This window comes from Streptomyces sp. BBFR51, assembly GCF_044591655.1.
Classification (GTDB): Bacteria; Actinomycetota; Actinomycetes; order Streptomycetales; family Streptomycetaceae; genus Streptomyces.
The window spans coordinates 4,791,772-4,811,583 of record NZ_CP172448.1 but is presented as its reverse complement, the minus strand read 5'-3'; the positions used below and the strand labels follow the sequence as shown (position 1 = coordinate 4,811,583).

General features: G+C 71.6%; 19 protein-coding genes. 8 read left to right on the top strand and 11 right to left on the bottom strand.

Annotated elements, in window-relative coordinates; all coding sequences use genetic code 11:
• Positions 1 to 18 precede the first annotated feature (18 nt).
• The 6 genes from ACGH7X_RS22035 to ACGH7X_RS22010 all read right to left on the bottom strand — a co-directional run bounded on the left by ACGH7X_RS22035 (position 19) and on the right by ACGH7X_RS22010 (position 5,148).
• Positions 19 to 753: a response regulator transcription factor gene (locus ACGH7X_RS22035; RefSeq protein WP_399887153.1), complete on the bottom strand. Its 735-nt coding sequence runs from the start codon at positions 751 to 753 to the stop codon at positions 19 to 21.
• A gap of 50 nt (positions 754 to 803) precedes the next feature.
• Positions 804 to 1,361, bottom strand: a complete 558-nt coding sequence (locus tag ACGH7X_RS22030) for a hypothetical protein (protein ID WP_399887151.1) — start codon at positions 1,359 to 1,361, stop codon at positions 804 to 806.
• A gap of 58 nt (positions 1,362 to 1,419) precedes the next feature.
• Entirely contained in the window at positions 1,420 to 1,932 is a 513-nt protein-coding gene (locus ACGH7X_RS22025) for a hypothetical protein (protein ID WP_399887149.1), read from the bottom strand.
• Entirely contained in the window at positions 1,929 to 3,179 is a 1,251-nt protein-coding gene (locus ACGH7X_RS22020) for a transferase (protein ID WP_399887147.1), read from the bottom strand. The genes ACGH7X_RS22025 and ACGH7X_RS22020 overlap by 4 nt, the downstream gene beginning before the upstream one ends.
• A gap of 218 nt (positions 3,180 to 3,397) precedes the next feature.
• Positions 3,398 to 4,039 carry a CE1759 family FMN reductase gene (locus ACGH7X_RS22015; protein WP_399887145.1) on the bottom strand — a complete coding sequence of 214 codons (642 nt, stop codon included), beginning with the start codon at positions 4,037 to 4,039 and terminating at the stop codon, positions 3,398 to 3,400.
• On the bottom strand, positions 4,036 to 5,148 hold the full coding sequence (locus tag ACGH7X_RS22010; protein WP_399887143.1) for an LLM class flavin-dependent oxidoreductase: 1,113 nt from the start codon (positions 5,146 to 5,148) through the stop codon (positions 4,036 to 4,038). Before ACGH7X_RS22010 ends, ACGH7X_RS22015 begins: the two co-directional genes overlap by 4 nt.
• A 132-nt stretch (positions 5,149 to 5,280) precedes the next feature.
• Here ACGH7X_RS22010 and ACGH7X_RS22005 point away from each other — a divergent pair, with 132 nt between their 5' ends.
• Both ACGH7X_RS22005 and ACGH7X_RS22000 read left to right on the top strand, forming a co-directional pair.
• Positions 5,281 to 5,619 (top strand): YnfA family protein, encoded by a 339-nt coding sequence (locus ACGH7X_RS22005; protein ID WP_399887141.1) that lies wholly within the window; start codon positions 5,281 to 5,283, stop codon positions 5,617 to 5,619.
• A 51-nt stretch (positions 5,620 to 5,670) separates the two neighbouring features.
• Positions 5,671 to 6,450: an SDR family NAD(P)-dependent oxidoreductase gene (locus ACGH7X_RS22000; protein WP_399887139.1), complete on the top strand. Its 780-nt coding sequence runs from the start codon at positions 5,671 to 5,673 to the stop codon at positions 6,448 to 6,450.
• Positions 6,451 to 6,471: 21 nt separating this feature from the next.
• On the opposite strand, the gene ACGH7X_RS21995 is transcribed toward ACGH7X_RS22000, so the two are convergent.
• On the bottom strand, positions 6,472 to 7,665 hold the full coding sequence (locus tag ACGH7X_RS21995) for an RtcB family protein (protein WP_399887138.1): 1,194 nt from the start codon (positions 7,663 to 7,665) through the stop codon (positions 6,472 to 6,474).
• Between the two features lie 205 nt (positions 7,666 to 7,870).
• Between ACGH7X_RS21995 and ACGH7X_RS21990 the strand changes: the two genes are divergently transcribed.
• Positions 7,871 to 8,731: a DUF3558 domain-containing protein gene (locus ACGH7X_RS21990; RefSeq protein ID WP_399887136.1), complete on the top strand. Its 861-nt coding sequence runs from the start codon at positions 7,871 to 7,873 to the stop codon at positions 8,729 to 8,731.
• Positions 8,732 to 8,892: 161 nt separating this feature from the next.
• On the opposite strand, the gene ACGH7X_RS21985 is transcribed toward ACGH7X_RS21990, so the two are convergent.
• The gene (locus ACGH7X_RS21985) at positions 8,893 to 10,113 is read right to left on the bottom strand and encodes an RNA-guided endonuclease InsQ/TnpB family protein (protein WP_399887134.1); all 1,221 of its coding nucleotides are present in this window, start codon (positions 10,111 to 10,113) and stop codon (positions 8,893 to 8,895) included.
• Between the two features lie 282 nt (positions 10,114 to 10,395).
• Between ACGH7X_RS21985 and ACGH7X_RS21980 the strand changes: the two genes are divergently transcribed.
• Together ACGH7X_RS21980 and ACGH7X_RS21975 are read left to right on the top strand one after the other, a co-directional pair.
• Positions 10,396 to 11,268, top strand: coding sequence for a DUF3558 family protein (locus tag ACGH7X_RS21980; RefSeq protein ID WP_399887132.1), 873 nt, complete (start codon positions 10,396 to 10,398; stop codon positions 11,266 to 11,268).
• Between the two features lie 88 nt (positions 11,269 to 11,356).
• Positions 11,357 to 12,640, top strand: a complete 1,284-nt coding sequence (locus ACGH7X_RS21975; RefSeq protein WP_399887130.1) for a DUF2637 domain-containing protein — start codon at positions 11,357 to 11,359, stop codon at positions 12,638 to 12,640.
• Between the two features lie 101 nt (positions 12,641 to 12,741).
• Here the strand turns inward: ACGH7X_RS21975 and lysS are convergent, their stop codons facing one another.
• Entirely contained in the window at positions 12,742 to 14,505 is a 1,764-nt protein-coding gene (lysS, locus tag ACGH7X_RS21970; RefSeq protein ID WP_399887128.1) for a lysine--tRNA ligase, read from the bottom strand.
• A gap of 171 nt (positions 14,506 to 14,676) precedes the next feature.
• Here lysS and argS point away from each other — a divergent pair, with 171 nt between their 5' ends.
• Entirely contained in the window at positions 14,677 to 16,437 is a 1,761-nt protein-coding gene (argS, locus tag ACGH7X_RS21965; RefSeq protein ID WP_399897229.1) for an arginine--tRNA ligase, read from the top strand.
• 101 nt (positions 16,438 to 16,538) lie between these two features.
• On the opposite strand, the gene ACGH7X_RS21960 is transcribed toward argS, so the two are convergent.
• Positions 16,539 to 16,982, bottom strand: coding sequence for a peptidoglycan-binding domain-containing protein (locus ACGH7X_RS21960; RefSeq protein ID WP_399887126.1), 444 nt, complete (start codon positions 16,980 to 16,982; stop codon positions 16,539 to 16,541).
• A gap of 256 nt (positions 16,983 to 17,238) precedes the next feature.
• Between ACGH7X_RS21960 and ACGH7X_RS21955 the strand changes: the two genes are divergently transcribed.
• Positions 17,239 to 18,066: a peptidoglycan-binding protein gene (locus tag ACGH7X_RS21955; RefSeq protein WP_399887124.1), complete on the top strand. Its 828-nt coding sequence runs from the start codon at positions 17,239 to 17,241 to the stop codon at positions 18,064 to 18,066.
• Complete coding sequence (locus tag ACGH7X_RS21950; protein ID WP_399887122.1) at positions 18,063 to 18,932, top strand: helix-turn-helix domain-containing protein; 870 nt, start codon at positions 18,063 to 18,065, stop codon at positions 18,930 to 18,932. The genes ACGH7X_RS21955 and ACGH7X_RS21950 overlap by 4 nt, the downstream gene beginning before the upstream one ends.
• On the opposite strand, the gene ACGH7X_RS21945 is transcribed toward ACGH7X_RS21950, so the two are convergent.
• Complete coding sequence (locus ACGH7X_RS21945; protein ID WP_399887120.1) at positions 18,921 to 19,757, bottom strand: arylamine N-acetyltransferase; 837 nt, start codon at positions 19,755 to 19,757, stop codon at positions 18,921 to 18,923. The two genes, ACGH7X_RS21950 and ACGH7X_RS21945, sit on opposite strands and share 12 nt — an antisense overlap.
• Positions 19,758 to 19,812: the final 55 nt, after the last annotated feature.

The window sequence follows — 19,812 nt, the reverse complement described above, 5'->3', positions numbered from 1 at the left end:
GAGCGGGGCGGCGCCCACTCAGTCCGCCCGCAGCACGTAACCCACGCCGCGCACGGTCTGGATCAGCTGCGGGGCGCCCGGCTGGTCGAGCTTGCGGCGCAGATAGCCGACGTACACGGCGAGGTTCTTGGAGCCGGGCCCGAAGTCGTAGCCCCAGATGCGGTCGTAGATCGTGGAGTGGTCGAGCACGATGCCCGCGTTGCGCACGAGCAGCTCCAGCAGCTCGAACTCGGTGCGGGTCAGCTCCAGCTCGCGTCCGTCGCGCCAGGCGCGCCGGGCCTGCGGGTCCATGCGCAGGCCCGCCGCCTCCAGGTATCGGCGGTCCGGCTCCTCCGGCCCGGCGGCCTGCTCGGGGGCGTCGGGCCCGGCGGCGTCGGGTTCCGCCCGGTCGGTGCGGCGCAGCAGGGCGCGCAGCCGGGCGAAGACCTCCTCGACGTCGAAGGGCTTCACGACGTAGTCGTCGGCGCCCGCGTCCAGGCCGGCGATGCGGTCGGCGGTCTCCACCAGCGCCGTCAGCATCAGGATCGGCGTGGGATCGCCCTCGGCGCGCAGCACCCGGCAGACCTGGAGGCCGTCGATCCCCGGCATCATCACGTCGAGGACGAGGACGTCCGGCCGGCCGCGGTGGGCCTGCGCCAGCGCCTCGACGCCGTCGGCGACCGCGGTGACCCGGTACCCCTCCAGGGTGAGGGCGCGCTCCAGGGCGTGGCGGATGGCGCGGTCGTCTTCGGCGAGCAGAACAGTCCGGGGCACGCGTCCAGTCTGCCAAGGCGAACGGCACGGCGACCGGACGGCCGGGCTTCTTACCCAGATCTCACCCGGCGGGCGGCCCCGTCCGGCCACACGACGTCGACGGGCATGCCCGCCGCCCGCGCCTGAAGGACCACGTCGGCGGTGCCGCCGCCCCGGCCGCCGGGCGGCTCCCCGTTCCATACGGCCACCAGCCGGTCGGCGCGTTCGAGGAGCAGGGCGTTGGCGGCCTCGTACGCCTGCCGGTCGGCGCTCTCGCGGGGCAGTACGACGACCTCGTCGGCGGCTTCGACCAGGCGGTCGAAGAGGGGCGCGTCGGCCGGCTCGACGGTGTTGCGCCGGTAGTCCCGCGAGGGGATGACGGCGATCAGACGGCCGCCGGCGGCCAGGACGGCCTCGGCGAACAGGGAGTCGGCGCCCTTGGCGACGCAGGAGATCCCGACGAGCGTCTCCCCGGGGTCCCGGTCCCGGCCCGGGACCCGATCCCGATCCAGGCCCTGGCCCTGGCCCTGGCCCCGGTAGCGGTCCAGCAGCTCGTCCAGGGCGGCGCGGACCGGACCGAGACTGCCCTCGGTGAGGTCCATGTGCCCGGTCACCGCGAGAACCGTCACGGTCTCCCCCTCGGTCGGTGGCCCTACGGCAGGCCACGGATCCTATCCGGCCGGGGACTCACCGGGCGAGGACGCCGCAGAAGCCCACCAGGTAGGAGACGGCGAAGACGACCGGGACCCACTGCTCGGCGTAGGTCAGCGGCAGGTACCTGCGCCAGTCGCGGCCCTCGCCCAGCGCGCCCCACTCCGCCCGGGAGTACGCGAACGCCGGCAGCCGCTCCTCGAGGGCACCGATCACCGCGTACTTGGCACGGTTGAGCTGCCGGTACGAGCGCACCATGACGCACCAGGCGGCGCACTGGGCGAGCAGGACGACCAGACCGGCCAGCAGCAGCGGGACCGACAGACGGGACAGCGAGCCGGCCGACACCGCGGCCGCGACGGCCACGACCGCGCTGTTGAGCGACAGGAAGAACGTGTTGGTCAGATTGCGCCGGGAACTGATCCGGTCGGCCATCTCCACGCAGAGCTTGTACTGCTCGAGTACCGCCTCCCGGTAGCGGTTGTCGGCCTCCGTGTACTCGGACGGGCCGACCGCCGGGTTCCACAACGCGTCCCCGATGTCACTCACGACCCGACGCCCCTCCCGTCCGCCCCGCGCTCGAGTGCGGTCAGCCGCTCCATGACGGGCCACAGGGCACGGTCGAGGGAGCCCATGAGCTGGTCCTCGAGCGGTGAGGGCCGTTTCAGGGCGACGAACTCCGCCTCCCAGTCCGGCGTGAAGTGGACGAGCCCCCGGACCCGGGACGACAGCAGGCGCCCGCGCCGGTACGCGGGCAGGTCGACGGGCGCCCAGTCAGCGGCGAGGGCGCGGAACTCGTCGTACGCCTTCTCCTTCATCGGCACGAGCAGCAGCAGCCGCTCCGGGGGCAGGATCCGCATCGCCTCGCGGATCTCCCAGAGCGTTCCCTGCCCCCTGCCGAGCACGATCACGACGAGGGTGGCGCCGCGCATCATGGTGCTCACGGGGGTCTGCCAGTCGTCCCGCGGCAGGTACATCCGCCGGGCGCCGGCCTTGGGCACCCGTTCCCCGGGGGCTCCGACGCCGACGAGGGGGGCGGCCCAGGAGAGGGCGGCGGCGATGCGCTCCTCCTCGCCCCGGCCCAGGCCGACGGCCGCGGCCAGCCAGGCGCCCACCAGGGGGACGCGATGGGGGCGCGACAGCCGGTGGTCGTCGCGGAAGGAGCGCAGGTACAGGACGTACGGGCGGCCCGCGAGGTCGTCCGGGGAGGAGATGACCTTGTCGTAGTACTGCACTCCGGTGCGCAGGATCGTGTTGCCCATGCCCACCATGACGACCGCCTGTACGAGCAGGACGGCGACGGCGAGCGGCCCCCACCACGGATGGTCGTCGGTCGTCAGGATGTCGTGCAGGGCCAGTGCGGCGAAGGAGAAGCACATCGCGCCGACTCCGCAGACCACCGACCCCGTGGCGCCCGTCAGCGTGAACGGCACCAGTCGCCCCCCGGCACGTGGTTCGCCGGGCGCCTCGGCCCGCTTCAGCAGCCCGGCCTCCTCCCGGTGGCGCCGCAGCCCGGACAGGGCGAGCTGGGCCGCGTGCCGCGCCTTCGTCCCCCGCACGAAGACCAGGTGGCCCAGGAGGTACAGGGAGAAGTTGCCGCCGAGCAATCCGGTCCGCACGGTCCGGTGGTGGGCATAGGCCAGCAACAGGACGCCCAGGCAGCACAGGGCGGTCCCGCCGGCCAGGTGCCACAGCGCCGGTTTCCTGGTGGTGGCGTGGAGCACGGCCACGGTGGCCACGGCGCACAGCACCGCGGCGTACGTCGGTCCCCACTGGACGGCGACCAGGACGGACACGGGGAACACCGCAGGGAACCACCGGGGAATCGGGGGCTCGGGTGACGGGTGGGGTTGGCGGGCGGGCTCGGTTCTGCTCATCTCGGGCACACCGTAGGAAGCCGCCGGCCGGGCCCGGACGGGAACCCGGTCGGCGTCACCCGATCCGGTGACGGCCCGGCACTGAGCGGCGAGTCACGGCGACGCGGCGTGTATCGCGCCGGGTCGGGGTGAGCGCCCTACGGCGCCGGGGTCCGGCCCGGGACGCTCAGCGCGGCGAGCCGCTCCTCGAACGGCGTGACCTGCTCGAAGGAGTCCCGCCCGGGCAGCGGGCGGGTGCCGGACAGGCCCGCCATCAGGGCCGCCAGCTCGCCCGCGGCCCGCTCGATCCGGGCGTCGAGGCCCTCGGCGCCCCAGTCCTCCGAGGCGGCGTACACACCGGTGGGGACGACGACCGCCTTCAGGTAGGCGAAGAGCGGACGCAGGGCGTGCTCCAGCACCAGGGAGTGCCGGGCGGTGCCGCCGGTCGCGGCGATCAGCACCGGCTTCCCGGTGAGGGCGTCCTCGTCGGTGACGCCCAGCGCGTCGAAGAACGACTTGAACAGCCCGCTGTACGACGCCGAGAACACCGGCGTGACCACGATCAGGCCGTCGGCGGCCGCGACCGCCTCGAAGGCCTCGGCCAGCGCCGCGGCCGGGAACCCGCTGGTGAAGGTGTGCGCGATCTCCACGGCGAGGTCGCGCAGCTCGATCACCCGGACGTCGGCCGGAGCGGGCTCGGGCGCGGTGGCGGCCGGGGCGGCGACCGCGGCCAGCCGGTCGGCGAGCAGCCGGGTGGACGACGGGACGCTCAGTCCCGCGGAGACGACGACGAGCTTCATGCGTGGACTCCTTCCTCGGCGGTTTCCTCGGCGGTTTCCTTCCGGGTGGCCAGCAGGGACGCGTGGGTCGGCGCGTCCGGCACGTTCGCCGGACGGTTCCTGGCGAACTCCTCGCGCAGCACCGGCACGACCTCCTCGCCGAGCAGGTCGAGCTGCTCGAGGACGGTCTTCAGGGGCAGCCCGGCGTGGTCCATCAGGAACAGCTGGCGCTGGTAGTCACCGGCGTACTCGCGGAAGGCGAGCGTCTTCTCGATCACCTGCTGCGGCGAGCCGACGGTCAGCGGCGTCTGCTCGGTGAAGTCCTCCAGGGACGGTCCGTGCCCGTACACCGGCGCCTCGTCGAAGTACGGCCGGAACTCGCGCACGGCGTCCTGCGAGTTCTTCCGCATGAACACCTGGCCGCCGAGGCCGACGATCGCCTGCTCGGGCGTGCCGTGCCCGTGGTGGGCGTAGCGGGCCCGGTACAGCTCGATCATCCGCTTGGTGTGGTCGGCGGGCCAGAAGATGTTGTTGTGAAAGAAGCCGTCGCCGTAGTAGGCCGCCTGCTCGGCGATCTCCGGCGAGCGGATGGACCCGTGCCAGACGAACGGCACGACGCCGTCCAGCGGCCGGGGCGTGGACGTGAACCCTTGCAGGGGCGTACGGAACTTCCCCTCCCAGTTCACGACGTCCTCGCGCCACAGGCGGTGCAGCAGGGCGTAGTTCTCGACGGCGAGGTTGATGCCCTCGCGGATGTCCTTGCCGAACCAGGGGTAGACCGGGCCGGTGTTGCCGCGCCCCATCATCAGGTCCACCCGGCCGTCGGCCAGGTGCTGGAGCATCGCGAAGTCCTCGGCGATCTTCACCGGGTCGTTGGTGGTGATGAGGGTGGTGGAGGTGGACAGGACCAGCCGCTCGGTGCGCGCCGCGACGTAGCCGAGCATGGTGGTCGGCGACGAGGGCACGAAGGGCGGGTTGTGGTGCTCGCCGGTGGCGAAGACGTCGAGCCCGACCTCCTCAGCCTTGAGCGCGATGGCGACCATGGCCTTGATGCGCTCACGCTCGGTCGGCGTACGACCCGTGGTCGGGTCCGGCGTGACGTCGCCGACGGTGAAGATGCCGAACTGCATGATCGCTCAACCTCCAGTTTGTTGACGCTTCAACTATACCGGGGGAACGGCGGACCCCGGGCCGTTATTCCGCAGGTCCCCGCAGATCCCCGCAGGCCCATTGCGCGCGTGCTCGCGTGCGAAGCTGCCCGCATGCTCGTGCTCCGCTCCGCCGCCCTCTTCGTCGTCGCCGCCCTGTTCGAGATCGGCGGCGCCTGGCTGGTCTGGCAGGGGGTGCGCGAACAGCGCGGCTGGCTGTGGGCGACCGGCGGCGTCCTCGCCCTCGGCGCCTACGGCTTCGTCGCCACCTTCCAGCCCGACGCCCACTTCGGCCGCATCCTCGCCGCGTACGGCGGGATCTTCGTGGCCGGCTCGATCCTGTGGGGCATGGCCGCCGACGGCTACCGGCCGGACCGCTTCGACGTGGCGGGCGCGCTGATCTGCCTCGCCGGAATGGCCGTGATCATGTGGGCGCCGCGCAACGGCGGCTGACCCACGACCTACCCTGGGCGGCGACCGGCAACCCCGACCAAGGAGCAGCCCATGGCCACCGCAGCCGCCCCGTCCGCCGCCTCCCGCATCGCCGTCGTCACAGGTGCGAGCAGTGGCATCGGTGCCGCCACGGCCCGGCAGCTCGCAGCCGCCGGCTACCGCGTCGTCCTCACCGCCCGCCGCAAGGACCGCATCGAGGCCCTGGCGCAGGAGATCGAGGCGGCCGGACACAAGGCGACGGCGTACCCCCTGGACGTCACCGACCGCGAAGCGGTCGACGAGTTCGCGACCGCGTTCAAGTCGGTCGGCGTCCTGGTCAACAACGCGGGCGGCGCGCTCGGCGCCGACCCGGTGGCCACCGGCGACCCCGACGACTGGCGCCGCATGTACGAGACGAACGTCATCGGCACCCTCAACCTCACCCAGGCCCTGCTCCCCAAGCTGGAGGCGAGCGGCGACGGCACCATCGTCGTCGTCTCCTCGACCGCGGGCTTCGCCACCTACGAGGGCGGCGCGGGCTACGTCGCCGCCAAGCACGGCGAACACGTCCTCGCCGAGACCCTCCGCCTGGAGATCGTCGGCCGCCCGGTCCGCGTCGTCGAGATCGCGCCCGGCATGGTCAAGACCGACGAGTTCGCCCTGACCCGCTTCGCCGGCGACCAGGACAAGGCGGCCAAGGTCTACCAGGGCGTCGCCGACCCCCTGACCGCCGACGACGTCGCCGACACCATCACCTGGGCGGTCACCCGCCCCGCCCACGTCAACATCGACCTCCTGGTCGTCCGCCCCCGCGCCCAGGCCTCGAACACGAAGGTGCACCGGGAGGCGTAGGCCCCCCGGTGCACCGGCGCGTCAGCCCTTCACGCAGACGACCTGCTTCAGCTTCGCCACGACCTCCACGAGGTCGCGCTGCTGGTCGATGACCTGGTCGATCGGCTTGTACGCGCCCGGGATCTCGTCCACGACGCCCGAGTCCTTGCGGCACTCCACGCCCCGCGTCTGCTCCTCCAGGTCCTTGGTGGAGAAGCGGCGCTTGGCGGCATTCCGGCTCATCCGCCGACCGGCTCCGTGGGACGCGGAGTTGAAGGACCTGGCGTTCCCGAGGCCCTTGACGATGTACGAACCCGTGCCCATGGAACCGGGGATGATCCCGTAGTCCCCGGAACCCGCTCGGATCGCGCCCTTGCGAGTCACCAGCAGGTCCATCCCGTCGTACCGCTCCTCGGCCACGTAGTTGTGGTGTGCGCTGATCTCCCGCTCGAAGACCGGCTTGGCCTTCTTGAACTCCTTGCGGACCACGTCCTTCAGGAGCGCCATCATGAGGGTGCGGTTGTACTTCGCGTACTCCTGCGCCCAGAACAGGTCGTTGCGGTACGCGGCCATCTGCGGGGTGTCCGCGACGAAGACCGCGAGGTCGCGGTCGATCAGGCCCTGGTTGTGCGGAAGCTTCTGGGCGATTCCGATGTGATGCTCGGCCAGCTCCTTGCCGATGTTGCGAGAACCGGAGTGCAGCATCAGCCAGACAGAACCGGTCGTATCCATGCACACTTCGATGAAATGATTTCCGGATCCGAGCGTCCCCATCTGCTTCCCGGCCCGCTCGTGACGGAACTTCACCGCCTCCGCCACCCCGTCGAACCGCCCCCAGAAGCCGTCCCAGCCGCCCGTCGCGAGCCCGTGGAAGCGCCCCGGCTCGACCGGGCTGTCGTGCATGCCGCGCCCCACCGGAATCGCCTGCTCGATCTTCGAGCGCAGCCGGGAGAGGTCGCCCGGGAGGTCGTTCGCGGTCAGGGACGTCTTCACGGCCGACATTCCGCAGCCGATGTCGACCCCCACCGCCGCCGGGCACACCGCGCCCTGCATCGCGATCACGGAGCCGACCGTCGCGCCCTTGCCGTAGTGCACGTCCGGCATGACCGCGAGGCCCTTGATCCACGGCAGGGTCGCGACGTTGCGCAGCTGCTGGAGCGCGCCGTCCTCGACCGTCGCCGGGTCGGCCCACATCCGGATCGGCACCTTCGCGCCCGGCATTTCCACGTACGACATATCGTCCTCATTCCCCCGGAAAACAAACAGAAGTCTCGAAGCGCAAAACCGGCGCCAAAGGCAGCCAAAGGGACGACCGACCGGCGTTCACGGCAGCGCGTGCGATACACATTGTCTCCAGGGGACGCCCCCGTGCGGCAAGCGAATAACCAGCGGGGACACTGGAGTCCCGAACCACAGCCACCCCGGCGAGAGGAGCCGCACCGTGCAGCGGAAGGCCTACGTACCCGGCGTCGCCGCCCTCCTGGCGGCGTTGCTGGCCGGCTGCACCGGCGGCTCGGGCGACGGTGCCACGGCGGACGACTCGAATCCGGGCCAGCCCGGTGTCGCGACCGAGGCGGCCGAGCCCGGGAAGTACCGCACCCTCCCGGAGCCGTGCGGCGCGGTCGGCCAGAAGGCGCTCGACTCGCTGCTGCCCGGCATCGAGGAGATCACGGACGAGGAGCAACGCGAGAAGGCGTACGCGGGCGAGCCGACCCTCGCGTACGACACCGACCGCAAGGTCGGCTGCCGTTGGAAGGTGGAGTCGGCGGACGCGACCGACCACCTCTTCGTCGACTTCGAGCGGGTGGTGTCGTACGACAACTCCGTGAGCGACGACAGCCAGGCCGAGCAGTTGTTCGCGAAGCAGGTGGACGCGGCCGACCTGCCCGAACCGGTCGTCTCGGAGTCCGGGTCCGCCTCGGACTCGCCGTCCGGCACTCCGTCCTCCGGGTCGCCGTCCGCCGGCTCCGGCGGCTCGCCCTCCGCCCCGGCCTCCGGTTCCGGCTCGGCCACCGCCCCCTCGTCATCGTCGAGCGCGTCTCCCGGCGCGACGCCCACCGAGGTGCAGCCCCGGCTTCTCGACGATCTGGGTGACGAGGCGTTCGTGGACGAGGCGCTGAGCGACTCCGGTTCGACGGCGAAGCGGCGCACGGTGACTGTGGCGTTCCGCACGTCGAACGTCGTGGTGACCATCGAGTACGCGGAGCAGTCGGCGGCGCTCGGAGTGGTGCCGGACAGTGAGGAAATGCAGGACATGGCGCGGAAACTGGCTTCCCAGCTGGCGGATTCACTGGGCGGTTGAGTCGTTCCGGGGCTCCCCCGCGCCCGCGTGCGCTGCCGCCGAAGCGGGACCGCACGATTTCTTCACCGCGTACGGTGGCCCCTCGGACCCGTTCCGCACGCAGGAGAACCACGAGTGCCATGATTGAATCCTCCCCTCCCTCACGGGAGGCGATTCCTGACTCAGGCTGCCTCCTGGAGCAGCGCTCCAGGAGGTCTTGCGCCGTCGACGTCAGCCGGGTTGAGACCAGCCCGGAGGAGCATGACGCGTGCGGAGTTCTTGTCCCGTGGGGACGCGGTTTCGCAGGCAGTGCAAGTGTAAGTGCGTTCACCCAACGGCAGGGCGTGCTTGGCTCTCGCTCCGCACTGCGCGCAGTCCATCGTGGTGTACGCGGGGTGGACCAGGCGGATGTCCCGCCCGTGTTTGCGTCCCATCTCGATCAAAGCCGTCTTGGTGGCGCCGATGGCGGCGTCCGCCGCCTTGCGGGCCATGTTCGTCTTGGCCAGGAACTTCGGGCGGAAGTCCTCGACCGCGACGGCGTCATGGTCGCGGACGACCTTCTTCGCCCACTTGCGGCCGGTGTCCGCACGCTGCCTCGCGACCTTCTTGTGAGCCTTCGCTCGCAGCCTCTTCGCTGCACGGTAGCCCCTCGTTCCGGCCGTCCCCTTCTTCGGCCTGCGGCGGGCCATCATCCGGTCGTAATGGGTCAGCCTCGCCCGTGCCTTTCCGCCATGCCCGGGGTGCGGCTGGTCGTGCGCGTCGGACGTCGTCGTCGCGGTCTGCTGCACGCCCCAGTCGACACCGAGGACGCGGCCCGTCTTCGGCAAGGGCTGGACCTGGGCGGGGACGACGAAAGAGGCGTACCAGTGTCCGAGGCTGTCCCGGTACACGCGTACCGAGGACGGCTCGGCCGGGAGTTTCCTCGACCACACCACTGTCAGAACGATGTCCCCCGCCAAGTACAGCCGGTCACCCTTCAGCCGGAATCCGCGCTTGGTGTAGTTGAGGGTCGGCAGTGCCTCGCGTCTGGTCTTCCATGTCGGCATCCCGGCTCGACGCGCCGACGGCAGGTGCTCGGCAATGCCCTGCAGGGCCTTGGCACGGGAGCGACCGAAGTCGCGGATGATCTGCTGCTGGGGAACGCACGAGCCCTCCCGCAGCCATGGCGTACGGCAACGGGCCTCGGTCAGCATCCTGTCGAGCTGGGCCGGACCGCACGTGGCCTTCTCACCAGTCGCCCTGTTGTGCAGATGCACCGCCCTGGACCTGGCGACGCACTCGTTCCACACCCAGCGACACCGGCCCCACTCCGCCGCCAGCAGGGCGCGAGCCGCAGACGACACCCGCAACCGGTACGTGTACCGAACATGTCGGCCCGTCTCATCCGCCCCCGCCTGCGCCATCTCGCCCCCCTTCACGGCCGCGAACAGGAACCGTGCCGTCCCGACCCCCACGAAGGACCATACGTACGACAGCCGTACAAGCAACCGCCAATCCCACACCAGCAACCCCGACCAGCGATCCCGGGAACGCACGTTCCCATTGCCTTGGATCGTGCTGACAGCAATACGGGCGCTCCGCGCCCGGGACCGGACTGCGTCGAGGCTCCGCGCCCCAACACCCGGATGCCATTTCTCCCCGGTGTGAAGGCCGGAGCCTCGTCACAAGAATCAGGTGAAGGAACCATGCAGCTACGAGCCCAGCGTGACCAGCGAGACCAGCAAGCGAAGCGAGCGAAGCGACTCACCCGCGTCCTTGTCGGCGCGGCCGCCGTACCCGTGATGCTGGTGGCAGCCGGCTGCTCCTCGGACTCCGGCTCCGACGACGGCAAGGACAAGGCCGCGCAGGAGTCCGCCGCGTCCAAGTCCGCGAGCCCGTCCCCGACGGTGCAGGCGGCGGCGTTCCGCAAGCTGCCGGAGCCGTGTGCGGTGCTGCCGAAGAAGACGCTGGAAGACCTGGCGCCCAAGGCTGATTCCGGCAAGGAGGGCGCGTCCAACGACACGGCCATGCGCTCCAGTTGCTCCTGGGACAGCCTCGACGACAACGGCGTGAAGGGTTCTCAGTTCCGCTGGCTGAGTGTGTCGATGCTGCGCTTCGAGTCGGACGTGACGCGTGGCGAGGGCGACAAGCTGGCGCGCGACTACTACCTGAAGCAACTCAAGGACGCCCAGGGCGCGGAGGGTGCGAAGAGCGTCAAGACCGCGCCGGTGAGCGGCGTGGGCGACGAGGCGTCGGTGGTGCGCTACGACCTGAAGAAGAAGGAGGGCACCTTCAAGCAGCAGACGGTCGTGGCGCGCGTCGAGAACGTCGTCGTCACCGTCGACTACAACGGCGCGGGTCTGGCCGGCGACAAGACGCCGGACGCCGACGACCTGGTGAAGGACGCGCAGAAGGCGGCCAAGGAGGCGGTGGCCGCGGTGACGAAGGCCAACGGCGGTGCCGGCGGGGGCGCGTCGAGCGGCGCGCCGTCGCCCTCCGGGACGTCCTCCAAGTCCCCTTCGGACTCGGCGTCCAAGTCGTCCAAGTCGTCCTCGAAGGCGCCCGCGAAGTCGAGCTGACGCTCTCTTCCACCTACCGGCCACCCGTCCCCCGCACACATGTGCCACTCTGTTGCGCGCAACAACACGCACTGGGAGGGGAGTACGGGTGGCCGCGCCACTTCAGCTGACACGGACGCATCGTGTGCTCATCGGCGTGGTCGTCTTCGGCGCCGTCGTCATCGCCGGGATCGGCTTCGCGGGTTCGTATGCGGCGGTGCGGGAGCTGGCCCTGCAGAAGGGGTTCGGCAACTTCAGCTACGTCTTCCCGATCGGCATCGACGCGGGCATCTGCGTGCTGCTGGCGCTGGACCTGCTGCTGACCTGGATCCGCATACCCTTCCCGCTGCTGCGGCAGACGGCCTGGCTGCTGACGGCGGCGACGATCGCGTTCAACGGCGCGGCGGCCTGGCCGGATCCGCTGGGTGTCGGCATGCACGGCGTGATCCCGATCCTGTTCGTGGTGTCCGTCGAGGCCGCCCGGCATGCGATCGGCCGGATCGCCGACATCACCGCCGACAAGCACATGGAGGGTGTCCGCCTCACCCGCTGGCTGCTCTCGCCGCTGCCGACGTTCCTGCTGTGGCGGCGCATGAAGCTGTGGGAGCTGCGCTCCTACGAGCAGGTCATCAAGCTGGAGCAGGAGCGGCTGGTCTATCAGGCCCGGCTGCGTTCCCGCTTCGGCCGCGCCTGGCGCCGCAAGGCCCCGGTGGAGTCCCTGATGCCGCTGCGGCTGGCCCGCTACGGCGTCCCCCTGGCGCAGACCGCCCCGTCGGGCCTGGCGGCGGCGGGCATCGAGCCGGCCCTGCTGCCGCCGGCGCCCCGGCCGCAGCCGGCGGACCCGCAGGCGGCGCCGGCGGCCGAGCAGCGTCCCGAGCTGGTCAAGGGCCCCGAGGCGGACCGGCGGCGGCAGCCGGAGCAGTCGCCGCAGGGCGGCGAGGAGGAGGGGCCCGAGCAGAGCCCCTGGTTCAACACCCGCCAGGTCGCCTACCAGGGCGGCTACGACCCCACCTACGACCCGGCCGAGCAGTACGCCCAGTGGTACGAGGAGCAGCAGCAGGCCGACGAGTACCGGGACCAGTACGAGGAGGAGCCCCCGCTCCAGGAGCCCTCGCCGGAGGAGACGGGCAGTTTCCCGATACCGGTCGTCCCGGGCCGTACCCGCGCGCTGGGTGAGGGCGGCGGACCCCCGGCGCCGCAGGGCCCGGACGAGGACGCGTACTACCAGGTCTTCAAGCAGTCGATCAACGGCAGCTATCCGACGCCCCGGGAGTTCGGCGACAACGTGGAGGCGACCTACGGCACGCAGCTGGCCGACCACGAGACGAAGCGCCTGGTCACCCAGTTCACCAACCGCCACAGCGCGGAGCTGGAGGAGGACCACATCGCCTGACGCCCGCGCTTGCGTGCGTACGGCGAAGGGGGCGCCCGGAGAACACCGGGCGCCCCCTTGGCCGTGGCGGCGGGTCCTGCATCCGCCGTACCGGGCGGGTGCTACTCCCCGAGCAGGGTCCGTACCCGCTCCTGTCCCACCGCGAGGAGCAGCGTGGGCAGGCGCGGGCCGGTGTCGCGGCCGACGAGCAGGTGGTAGAGCAGCGCGAAGAACGTCCGCTGGGCGGTCTTGATCTCGGGCGGCAGTTCCTTGGGCGTGGCGTCGGCGGGGAAGCCGGCCTGGACCTTGGGGACGCCGTAGACGTGGTGGGTGAGTCCGTCCAGGGACCAGTGGTCGGCCAGCCCGTCGAGCAGCAGCCGCAGTGACTGCCGGCTCGGCTCGTCGAGGGACTTGAGCAGCTCGGCGTCGGGCTCCTGGCGTACGACGGTGCGCTGGTCGGCGGGGACGTGGGTGTTGATCCACGCCTCGGCCTTGTCGTAGCGAGGCCGGGCCTGCTCCAGCGACGCGATCGGGTCGGCCGGGTCCAGCTCGGCGAGGATGCGCAGCGCCTGGTCCTCGTGGCCGGCGGTGATGTCGGCCACGGAGGCGAGCGTGCGGTACGGCAGCGGCCTGGGCGTCCTCGGCAGCTCACCGGCGGCGGTGCCCACGGCCCGCGCGTGCGCGGCGACGTCGGCGGGCAGCGCGCCGCCCTCGGCGACCTTGGCGTCCAGGCGGTCCCACTCGTCGTACAGCCGCTGGATCTCCTGGTCGAAGGCGATCTTGAAGGACTGGTTGGGGCGGCGCCGGGCGTACAGCCAGCGCAGCAGCTGCGGCTCCATGATCTTCAGCGCGTCGGCCGGGGTGGGCACCCCGCCCTTGGACGAGGACATCTTCGCCATGCCGCTGATGCCGACGAAGGCGTACATCGGCCCGATCGGCTGCTCGCCGCCGAAGATCCCGACGATCTGCCCGCCGACCTGGAAGGACGAGCCGGGTGACGAGTGGTCGACACCGCTCGGCTCGAAGATCACGCCCTCGTAGGCCCAGCGCATCGGCCAGTCGACCTTCCAGACCAGCTTGCCGCGGTTGAACTCGCTCAGCCGCACGGTCTCGGAGAAGCCGCAGGCGGTGCAGGCGTACGTCAGCTCGGTCGAGTCGTCGTCGTAGGCGGTGACGGTGGTGAGGTCCTTCTCGCAGTTGCCGCAGTACGGCTTGTACGGGAAGTACCCGGCGGAGCCGGAGCCGCCGTCGTCCTCGGCGGCGGCGCCGGAGCCCTCGGCGGCCTCCAGCTCGGCCTCGTCGAGGGGCTTCTGCGACTTCTTCGCGGGCGCCTTCTTCGTCCGGTACTGGTCGAGGATCGCGTCGATGTCCCGCCGGTGCCTCATCGCGTGCAGGATCTGCTCGCGGTAGACGCCGGAGGTGTACTGCGCGGTCTGGCTGATCCCGTCGAACTCCACGCCCATCTCGGCGAGCGAGTCGACCATCGCGGCCTTGAAGTGCTCGGCCCAGTTCGGGTACGGGGAGCCCTTCGGGGCCGGGACGGAGGTCAGCGGCTTGCCGATGTGCTCGGCCCAGGACTCGTCGACCCCGGCGACACCGGCCGGGACCTTGCGGTAGCGGTCGTAGTCGTCCCAGGAGATCAGGTGCCGGACCCGGTGGCCCCGGCGGCGCACCTCGTCGGCGACCAGGTGCGGGGTCATGACCTCGCGCAGGTTGCCCAGGTGGATGGGGCCGGAGGGGGAGAGTCCGGACGCGACGACGACACCCGGGGCGGTGGCGTCCGACGTTTTCGCGCCCGCGGCACGGCGCTCCGACTCGGCGATGACCTCGTCCGCGAAACGCGAGACCCAGTCGGTGGTCTCTGTGCTCTGAGCCACGATCGGCACGTCCTCTTCCCTGGAACTCTCTGGAACTACTCCTGAAGCAGCCGGTACGGTCGCACGGCTGACCGTTCCATTCTCCCAGCCCGGCACGCATCCGCGAAAACCGCTTTTCACCGCGTGGGATACTCGGTTTCCGCAGTACTCCAGGAACCCGAGCAGAACGGCAGCCACTTCATGGCCTCGGTCACGTCCCTCAGCGCCTCCGTCCAGCAGCACCTCGCGTCCGCCCTCACGGCCACCCGGCCGGAGGCCGCCGGCGTCGACCCGCTGCTGCGACGAAGCGACCGGGCGGACTACCAGGCCAACGGCATCCTCGCGCTGGCCAAGAAGGCGAAGGCGAATCCGCGGGAGCTGGCCACCGAGGTCGTCACGCACATCACCACCGGCGACCTGATCAAGGACGTCGAGGTCTCCGGGCCCGGCTTCCTCAACATCACCGTCGGCGACCGCGCGATCACGGGGAACCTCGCCGCGCGGCTGGCGGACGGCGAGCGCCTCGGCGTGCCGCTGAAGGAGAACGCGGGCGTCACGGTCGTGGACTACGCCCAGCCGAACGTGGCGAAGGAGATGCACGTCGGCCACCTTCGGTCGGCGGTCATCGGCGACGCCCTGCGCGGCATGCTCGACTTCACCGGCGAGCGGACGATCGGCCGGCACCACATCGGCGACTGGGGCACCCAGTTCGGCATGCTCATCCAGTACCTGTTCGAGCACCCCGGCGAGCTGGCCCCGGCCGAGGACGTCGACGGCGAGCAGGCCATGTCGAACCTGAACCGGGTGTACAAGGCGTCGCGTGCGGTCTTCGACTCGGACGAGGAGTTCAAGGAGCGGGCCCGCAGGCGGGTCGTCGCCCTCCAGTCCGGCGACAAGGAGACCCTCGAGCTGTGGCAGCAGTTCGTGGACGAGTCGAAGGTCTACTTCTACTCCGTCTTCGAGAAGCTCGACATGGAGATCCGCGACGAGGAGATCGTCGGCGAGTCCGCGTACAACGACGGCATGCCCGAGACCGCCCGCCTCCTGGAGGAGATGGGCGTCGCGGTGCGCTCCGAGGGCGCGCTCGTGGTGTTCTTCGACGAGATCCGCGGCAAGGACGACCAGCCGGTCCCGCTGATCGTGCAGAAGGCGGACGGCGGCTTCGGCTACGCGGCCTCCGACCTGACCGCGATCCGCAACCGGGTCCAGGACCTGCACGCCACCACGCTGCTGTACGTCGTGGACGTACGCCAGTCGCTGCACTTCAGGATGGTCTTCGAGACCGCCCGCCGGGCCGGCTGGCTCGGCGACGACGTCACCGCGCACAACATGGGCTACGGCACGGTGCTCGGCGCGGACGGCAAGCCCTTCAAGACGCGTGCGGGCGAGACCGTACGCCTGGAGGACCTGCTGGACGAGGCGGTGCAGCGTGCGGCGGAGGTCGTACGGGAGAAGGCGCGGGACCTCACCGAGGACGAGATCCAGGAGCGGGCCGCGCAGGTCGGCATCGGCGCCGTGAAGTACGCGGACCTGTCGACGTCGCCGAGCCGCGACTACAAGTTCGACCTGGACCAGATGGTCTCGCTCAACGGCGACACCAGCGTGTACCTCCAGTACGCCTACGCCCGTATCCAGTCCATCCTGCGCAAGGCCGGCGAGGTCGGCCCCGCGGCCCACCCGGAGCTGGAGCTGCACGAGGCGGAGCGCGCGCTGGGCCTGCACCTGGACGCGTTCGGGGACACGGTCTTCGAGGCGGCCGCGGAGTACGCCCCGCACAAGCTGACGGCGTACCTGTACCAGCTGGCGTCCCTGTTCACGTCGTTCTACGACAAGTGCCCGGTGATCAAGCCGGCGCCCCCGCGGGAGGTGGCGGAGAACCGGCTGCTCCTGTGCGAGGTCACGGCCCGCACCCTGCACCGGGGCATGGCCCTGCTGGGCATCCGGACGCCCGAGCGGCTCTGAGCACCCGAGCACCTGAGCGAGCGCCCACACAGACACGCACGGCCCGTCCTCTCCCCCGGTGGAGGACGGGCCGTGCGTGGCTGTGTGGGCGCCGGGCCGGGTCAGCAGCCGCAGTTGTAGTGCCGGAAGGCGGCCTTGGTCTGCGCCCCGGCGACCCCGTCGACCACGAGGTGGAAGCCCTCGTGGTTCAGGAAGCGCTGCAGCGCCCGGATCGTGTCGGGTCCGACGATGCCGTCGACCGTGCCGGCCCTGAAGCCCATGTGGTTGAGATAGTCCTGCGCCGCCTTCCAGCTCTGGGTGCCGAGCAGCCCGTCGAGCTTGCCGGGGTTGTAGCCGTACTTGAGCAGGTGGCGCTGCCACTCCCTGGCCGGCCCCGTACTCAGCCCCAGGTTGTTCACCGCGAGCACGGAGACCGCCCCGGCGCTCGCCGTCCGCTGCTGTGCCGGCTCGGGCGCCGCCGTCGCGGTACTCGCGGCGGCCAGACCCCCGACGGCGATCCCGGCCGCGGTGGTCACACTCACCAGTGCCCTGGTCAAAGCTCGCATGATTCCCCTCCGATGCGTTCGCGGTGCTGTCGACGACGAGCCTGTGGCCCGGGCGGCCCGGCCCGCCACACTCGCCCCACGACTGACGTCCGGACGGGACGTCCCACCCCTCTGCCTGCGGGAATGCCGTACGCCGGGACGGCGCGGCGGGACGGCTGGGGCGGCGATGGCCGATTCCGTACGGGCACGGGAACCGCCACCCGGTGGGTGTCGTGGTCACTGATGCAGAGCGAGCCCGGACGCGAGTGGGGGGAACATGTCGCGTTGGAAAGAGCTGCCCGCCGAACTTGACCCGCGTGTGCGCCAGTTGGTGGTGCGATTACGGCGGCTGAAGGACCACGGCGGACTGAGCATGCGGCAACTGGCCGCGAAGACGGGGTACAGCGCGAAGTCGTGGGAGCGCTATCTGGGCGGACGGTCGCTGCCGCCCCGGGACGCCGTCGAGGCGATGGCCCGGATCGCCGGTGAGGAGCCGACCCGGCTGCTCGCGCTGCACGAGGTCGCCGCCGAGCGCTGGGCGCGGACGCGCGGGATCGTCCTCGCCGAGCCGGAGAGCACGGTGGCCGAGCCCGTGCCCAGAGGCGGCAGGGGCGCCAGGAGCGGCAGGAGCGGGGATTTCCTGGGGCGTTCGTCGCGCGTGGCCGTGGTGGCCGGTGCAGTGGCCCTGGTACTGGCCGTTTCCGCGGCCGTCCTGCTGGCCGTGCGGTTCACCGGTACCCCGGGCTCCGGGGACGGAGACCGTGCGGGCGGTACGGCGACGGCCGCACGGGCGTCCGCCGCCTCGACGGCATCCCGCTCACCGGTCACCCACACGTGCCGGTTGAAACAGGCCGACGGCCGCTGGTACGCGGGCAACAGCCGCACACGGGACGCCATCGTGGCCTACGGCGAGGCCGGGCCCGAGGTGGCCGAGGCGCAGTGCCTGCTGGAGCGGGCGGGGCTCTCGCCCGGGGAGATCGACGGGATCTTCGGCCCGTTGACGCAGCGCGCGGTCAAACGCGTCCAGAAGCGGAACGGCCTCGTCGTCGACGGCATCATCGGCCCGCACACCTGGAAGGCGCTGCGGGGGAAGGCACCGGCGTGACGCCGGAACGGGGCAAACTGGGCGCGGCGCTACGGGAGTTGCGCATGCGTACGGGCCTGAGCCTGGCGGCGCTGGCGGAGCGCACGACGTTCAGCAAGTCGTCCTGGGAGCGGTACCTCAACGGCAAGACCGTGCCACCGCGCCGGGCCGTGCAGGACCTGTGCCGGCTCGCCCGGGAACCGGAGGGCCGGCTGCTGGCGCTGTGGGAGATCGCGGAGTCGGAGTCGAGCGGACGCGCGGCGGAGACCGCCCCGGACCCTTCCGACCCGCGCCCGTCCCGCGCAGACGGCGGCGGCACCGGAACCGGCACCGGCCCGGGAGAGGGACGCGGCCGGGGACGGGGACGGCTGGTGGCGGTGCTGGCGGTGGTGGGTGCCGTCACCGTGGGCGGTGTCGTCTCGGGGATCCTGCTGCTGCCGCACCGGCAGGACGGGGCGGGCCCGCAGTCCGGCGCCGCGTCGGCATCGGGTCCCGGCCCCCGCTGCCGGGGCACCGCCTGCGAGGGCCAGGACCCGATGCAGATGTACTGCGGAGCCGGCCCCGACACCCTCACCGCGGAGCGGACCACGACCGGGGCTCGCGTGGAGGTGCGCTACAGCCGCGGGTGCGGGGCCAGTTGGGCCCGGATGTGGGGGACGCGGGTCGGGGACCGGCTGGAGATGACGGCGGGCGGGCCGATCCGGCGCGCGCGCATCGCGGACGAGGTGGACGCGGAGAACTACGTCTACACGGTCATGACCGCGGCCCGCCCCGGGGCCGTCGTCCGGGCCTGTTTCCGGCCCGCGTCGGCCGACGGCGAACGGGAGTGCGTCGACGCCCGCGTGGGCGGTGCCGCGGGCGCGAGCCGGTCGCCCTCACCGCAGTAGCGTCAGGCCGTCCGGGACGTCGATGCCGAACTCCTCGGCCAGCGCCCGGCGGGCCGCCGCCTCGTCGGCCAACTTCCGTTCCTCGACTCCGCCGTCGGCGCGCGTCACGGTGAGACGGTCGCCGTCGAGGAGCAGGTGCGCGTCCGGGGTGAGGCGCTGGACATAGGGGCGCCGGGAGAACGGGGAGCGCGGGTTGGTGGCGATGTGCCAGTTGATCATCTCGTAGTCGGACGGCTCGAACGGCTCCAGGGTGAAGGCGTACTGCGCCACCCAGCCTCCAGCGCCGTGGGCCTCCAGCACCCACATCTCCAGCGGCCCCCGGTGCGGCGTGTGCACCAGCCGGTGCCGGCGTCCGGCGTCCTGGAACTCCGTGTCCGCCGTCAGCGGCACCGGTTCCAGCAGGGAGCCGAGGGCGCCGAAGCCGACGTCGGCCAGGTACGGCCGCGGGTCGCCGGGCGCTTCGGCGAGCAGGGCCATGTGGGTGCGCGGGCGGTCCTCGAAGCGGTCCGCGCCGACGACGACCCGCGCAGTCAGCCGGGTCACCCGGACGCCGAGCGCCTCCAGGGCCGCCGCGAACAGGGTGTTGTGCTCGTAGCAGTAGCCGCCGCGCCGGCGGCCGTGGACCAGTTTGACCGTCAGGTCGGCGAGGTCGAGGGAGGGGGCCGTGCCGCCGAGGGCGTCCAGGTTCTCGAAGGGGATGGCCCGCAGGTGGGCGAGCTGCACGCCGCGGAGGGTGGCCGCGTCGGGCCGCCGCCCGCCCTCCCAGCCGATGCGCTCGAGGTACGCGTCGAGGTCGAACCGAGGTGCCGGTGCGCTGTCAGACATGGCCACACCGTACGGGCGCCCGCCGGGGACGTCCCGGCATTTCGGCGCCGGGGTG

Coding starts and splice junctions, on each gene's coding strand:
- ACGH7X_RS21960 (WP_399887126.1), bottom strand. CDS start 16,982: ATGCGAGCTTTGACCAGGGCACTGGTGAGTGTGACCACCGCGGCCGGG.
- ACGH7X_RS21995 (WP_399887138.1), bottom strand. CDS start 7,665: ATGTCGTACGTGGAAATGCCGGGCGCGAAGGTGCCGATCCGGATGTGG.
- argS (WP_399897229.1), top strand. CDS start 14,677: ATGGCCTCGGTCACGTCCCTCAGCGCCTCCGTCCAGCAGCACCTCGCG.
- ACGH7X_RS22005 (WP_399887141.1), top strand. CDS start 5,281: ATGCTCGTGCTCCGCTCCGCCGCCCTCTTCGTCGTCGCCGCCCTGTTC.
- ACGH7X_RS22015 (WP_399887145.1), bottom strand. CDS start 4,039: ATGAAGCTCGTCGTCGTCTCCGCGGGACTGAGCGTCCCGTCGTCCACC.
- ACGH7X_RS21985 (WP_399887134.1), bottom strand. CDS start 10,113: ATGGCGCAGGCGGGGGCGGATGAGACGGGCCGACATGTTCGGTACACG.
- ACGH7X_RS21945 (WP_399887120.1), bottom strand. CDS start 19,757: ATGTCTGACAGCGCACCGGCACCTCGGTTCGACCTCGACGCGTACCTC.
- ACGH7X_RS21955 (WP_399887124.1), top strand. CDS start 17,239: ATGTCGCGTTGGAAAGAGCTGCCCGCCGAACTTGACCCGCGTGTGCGC.
- ACGH7X_RS22000 (WP_399887139.1), top strand. CDS start 5,671: ATGGCCACCGCAGCCGCCCCGTCCGCCGCCTCCCGCATCGCCGTCGTC.
- ACGH7X_RS22010 (WP_399887143.1), bottom strand. CDS start 5,148: ATGCAGTTCGGCATCTTCACCGTCGGCGACGTCACGCCGGACCCGACC.
- ACGH7X_RS21980 (WP_399887132.1), top strand. CDS start 10,396: ATGCAGCTACGAGCCCAGCGTGACCAGCGAGACCAGCAAGCGAAGCGA.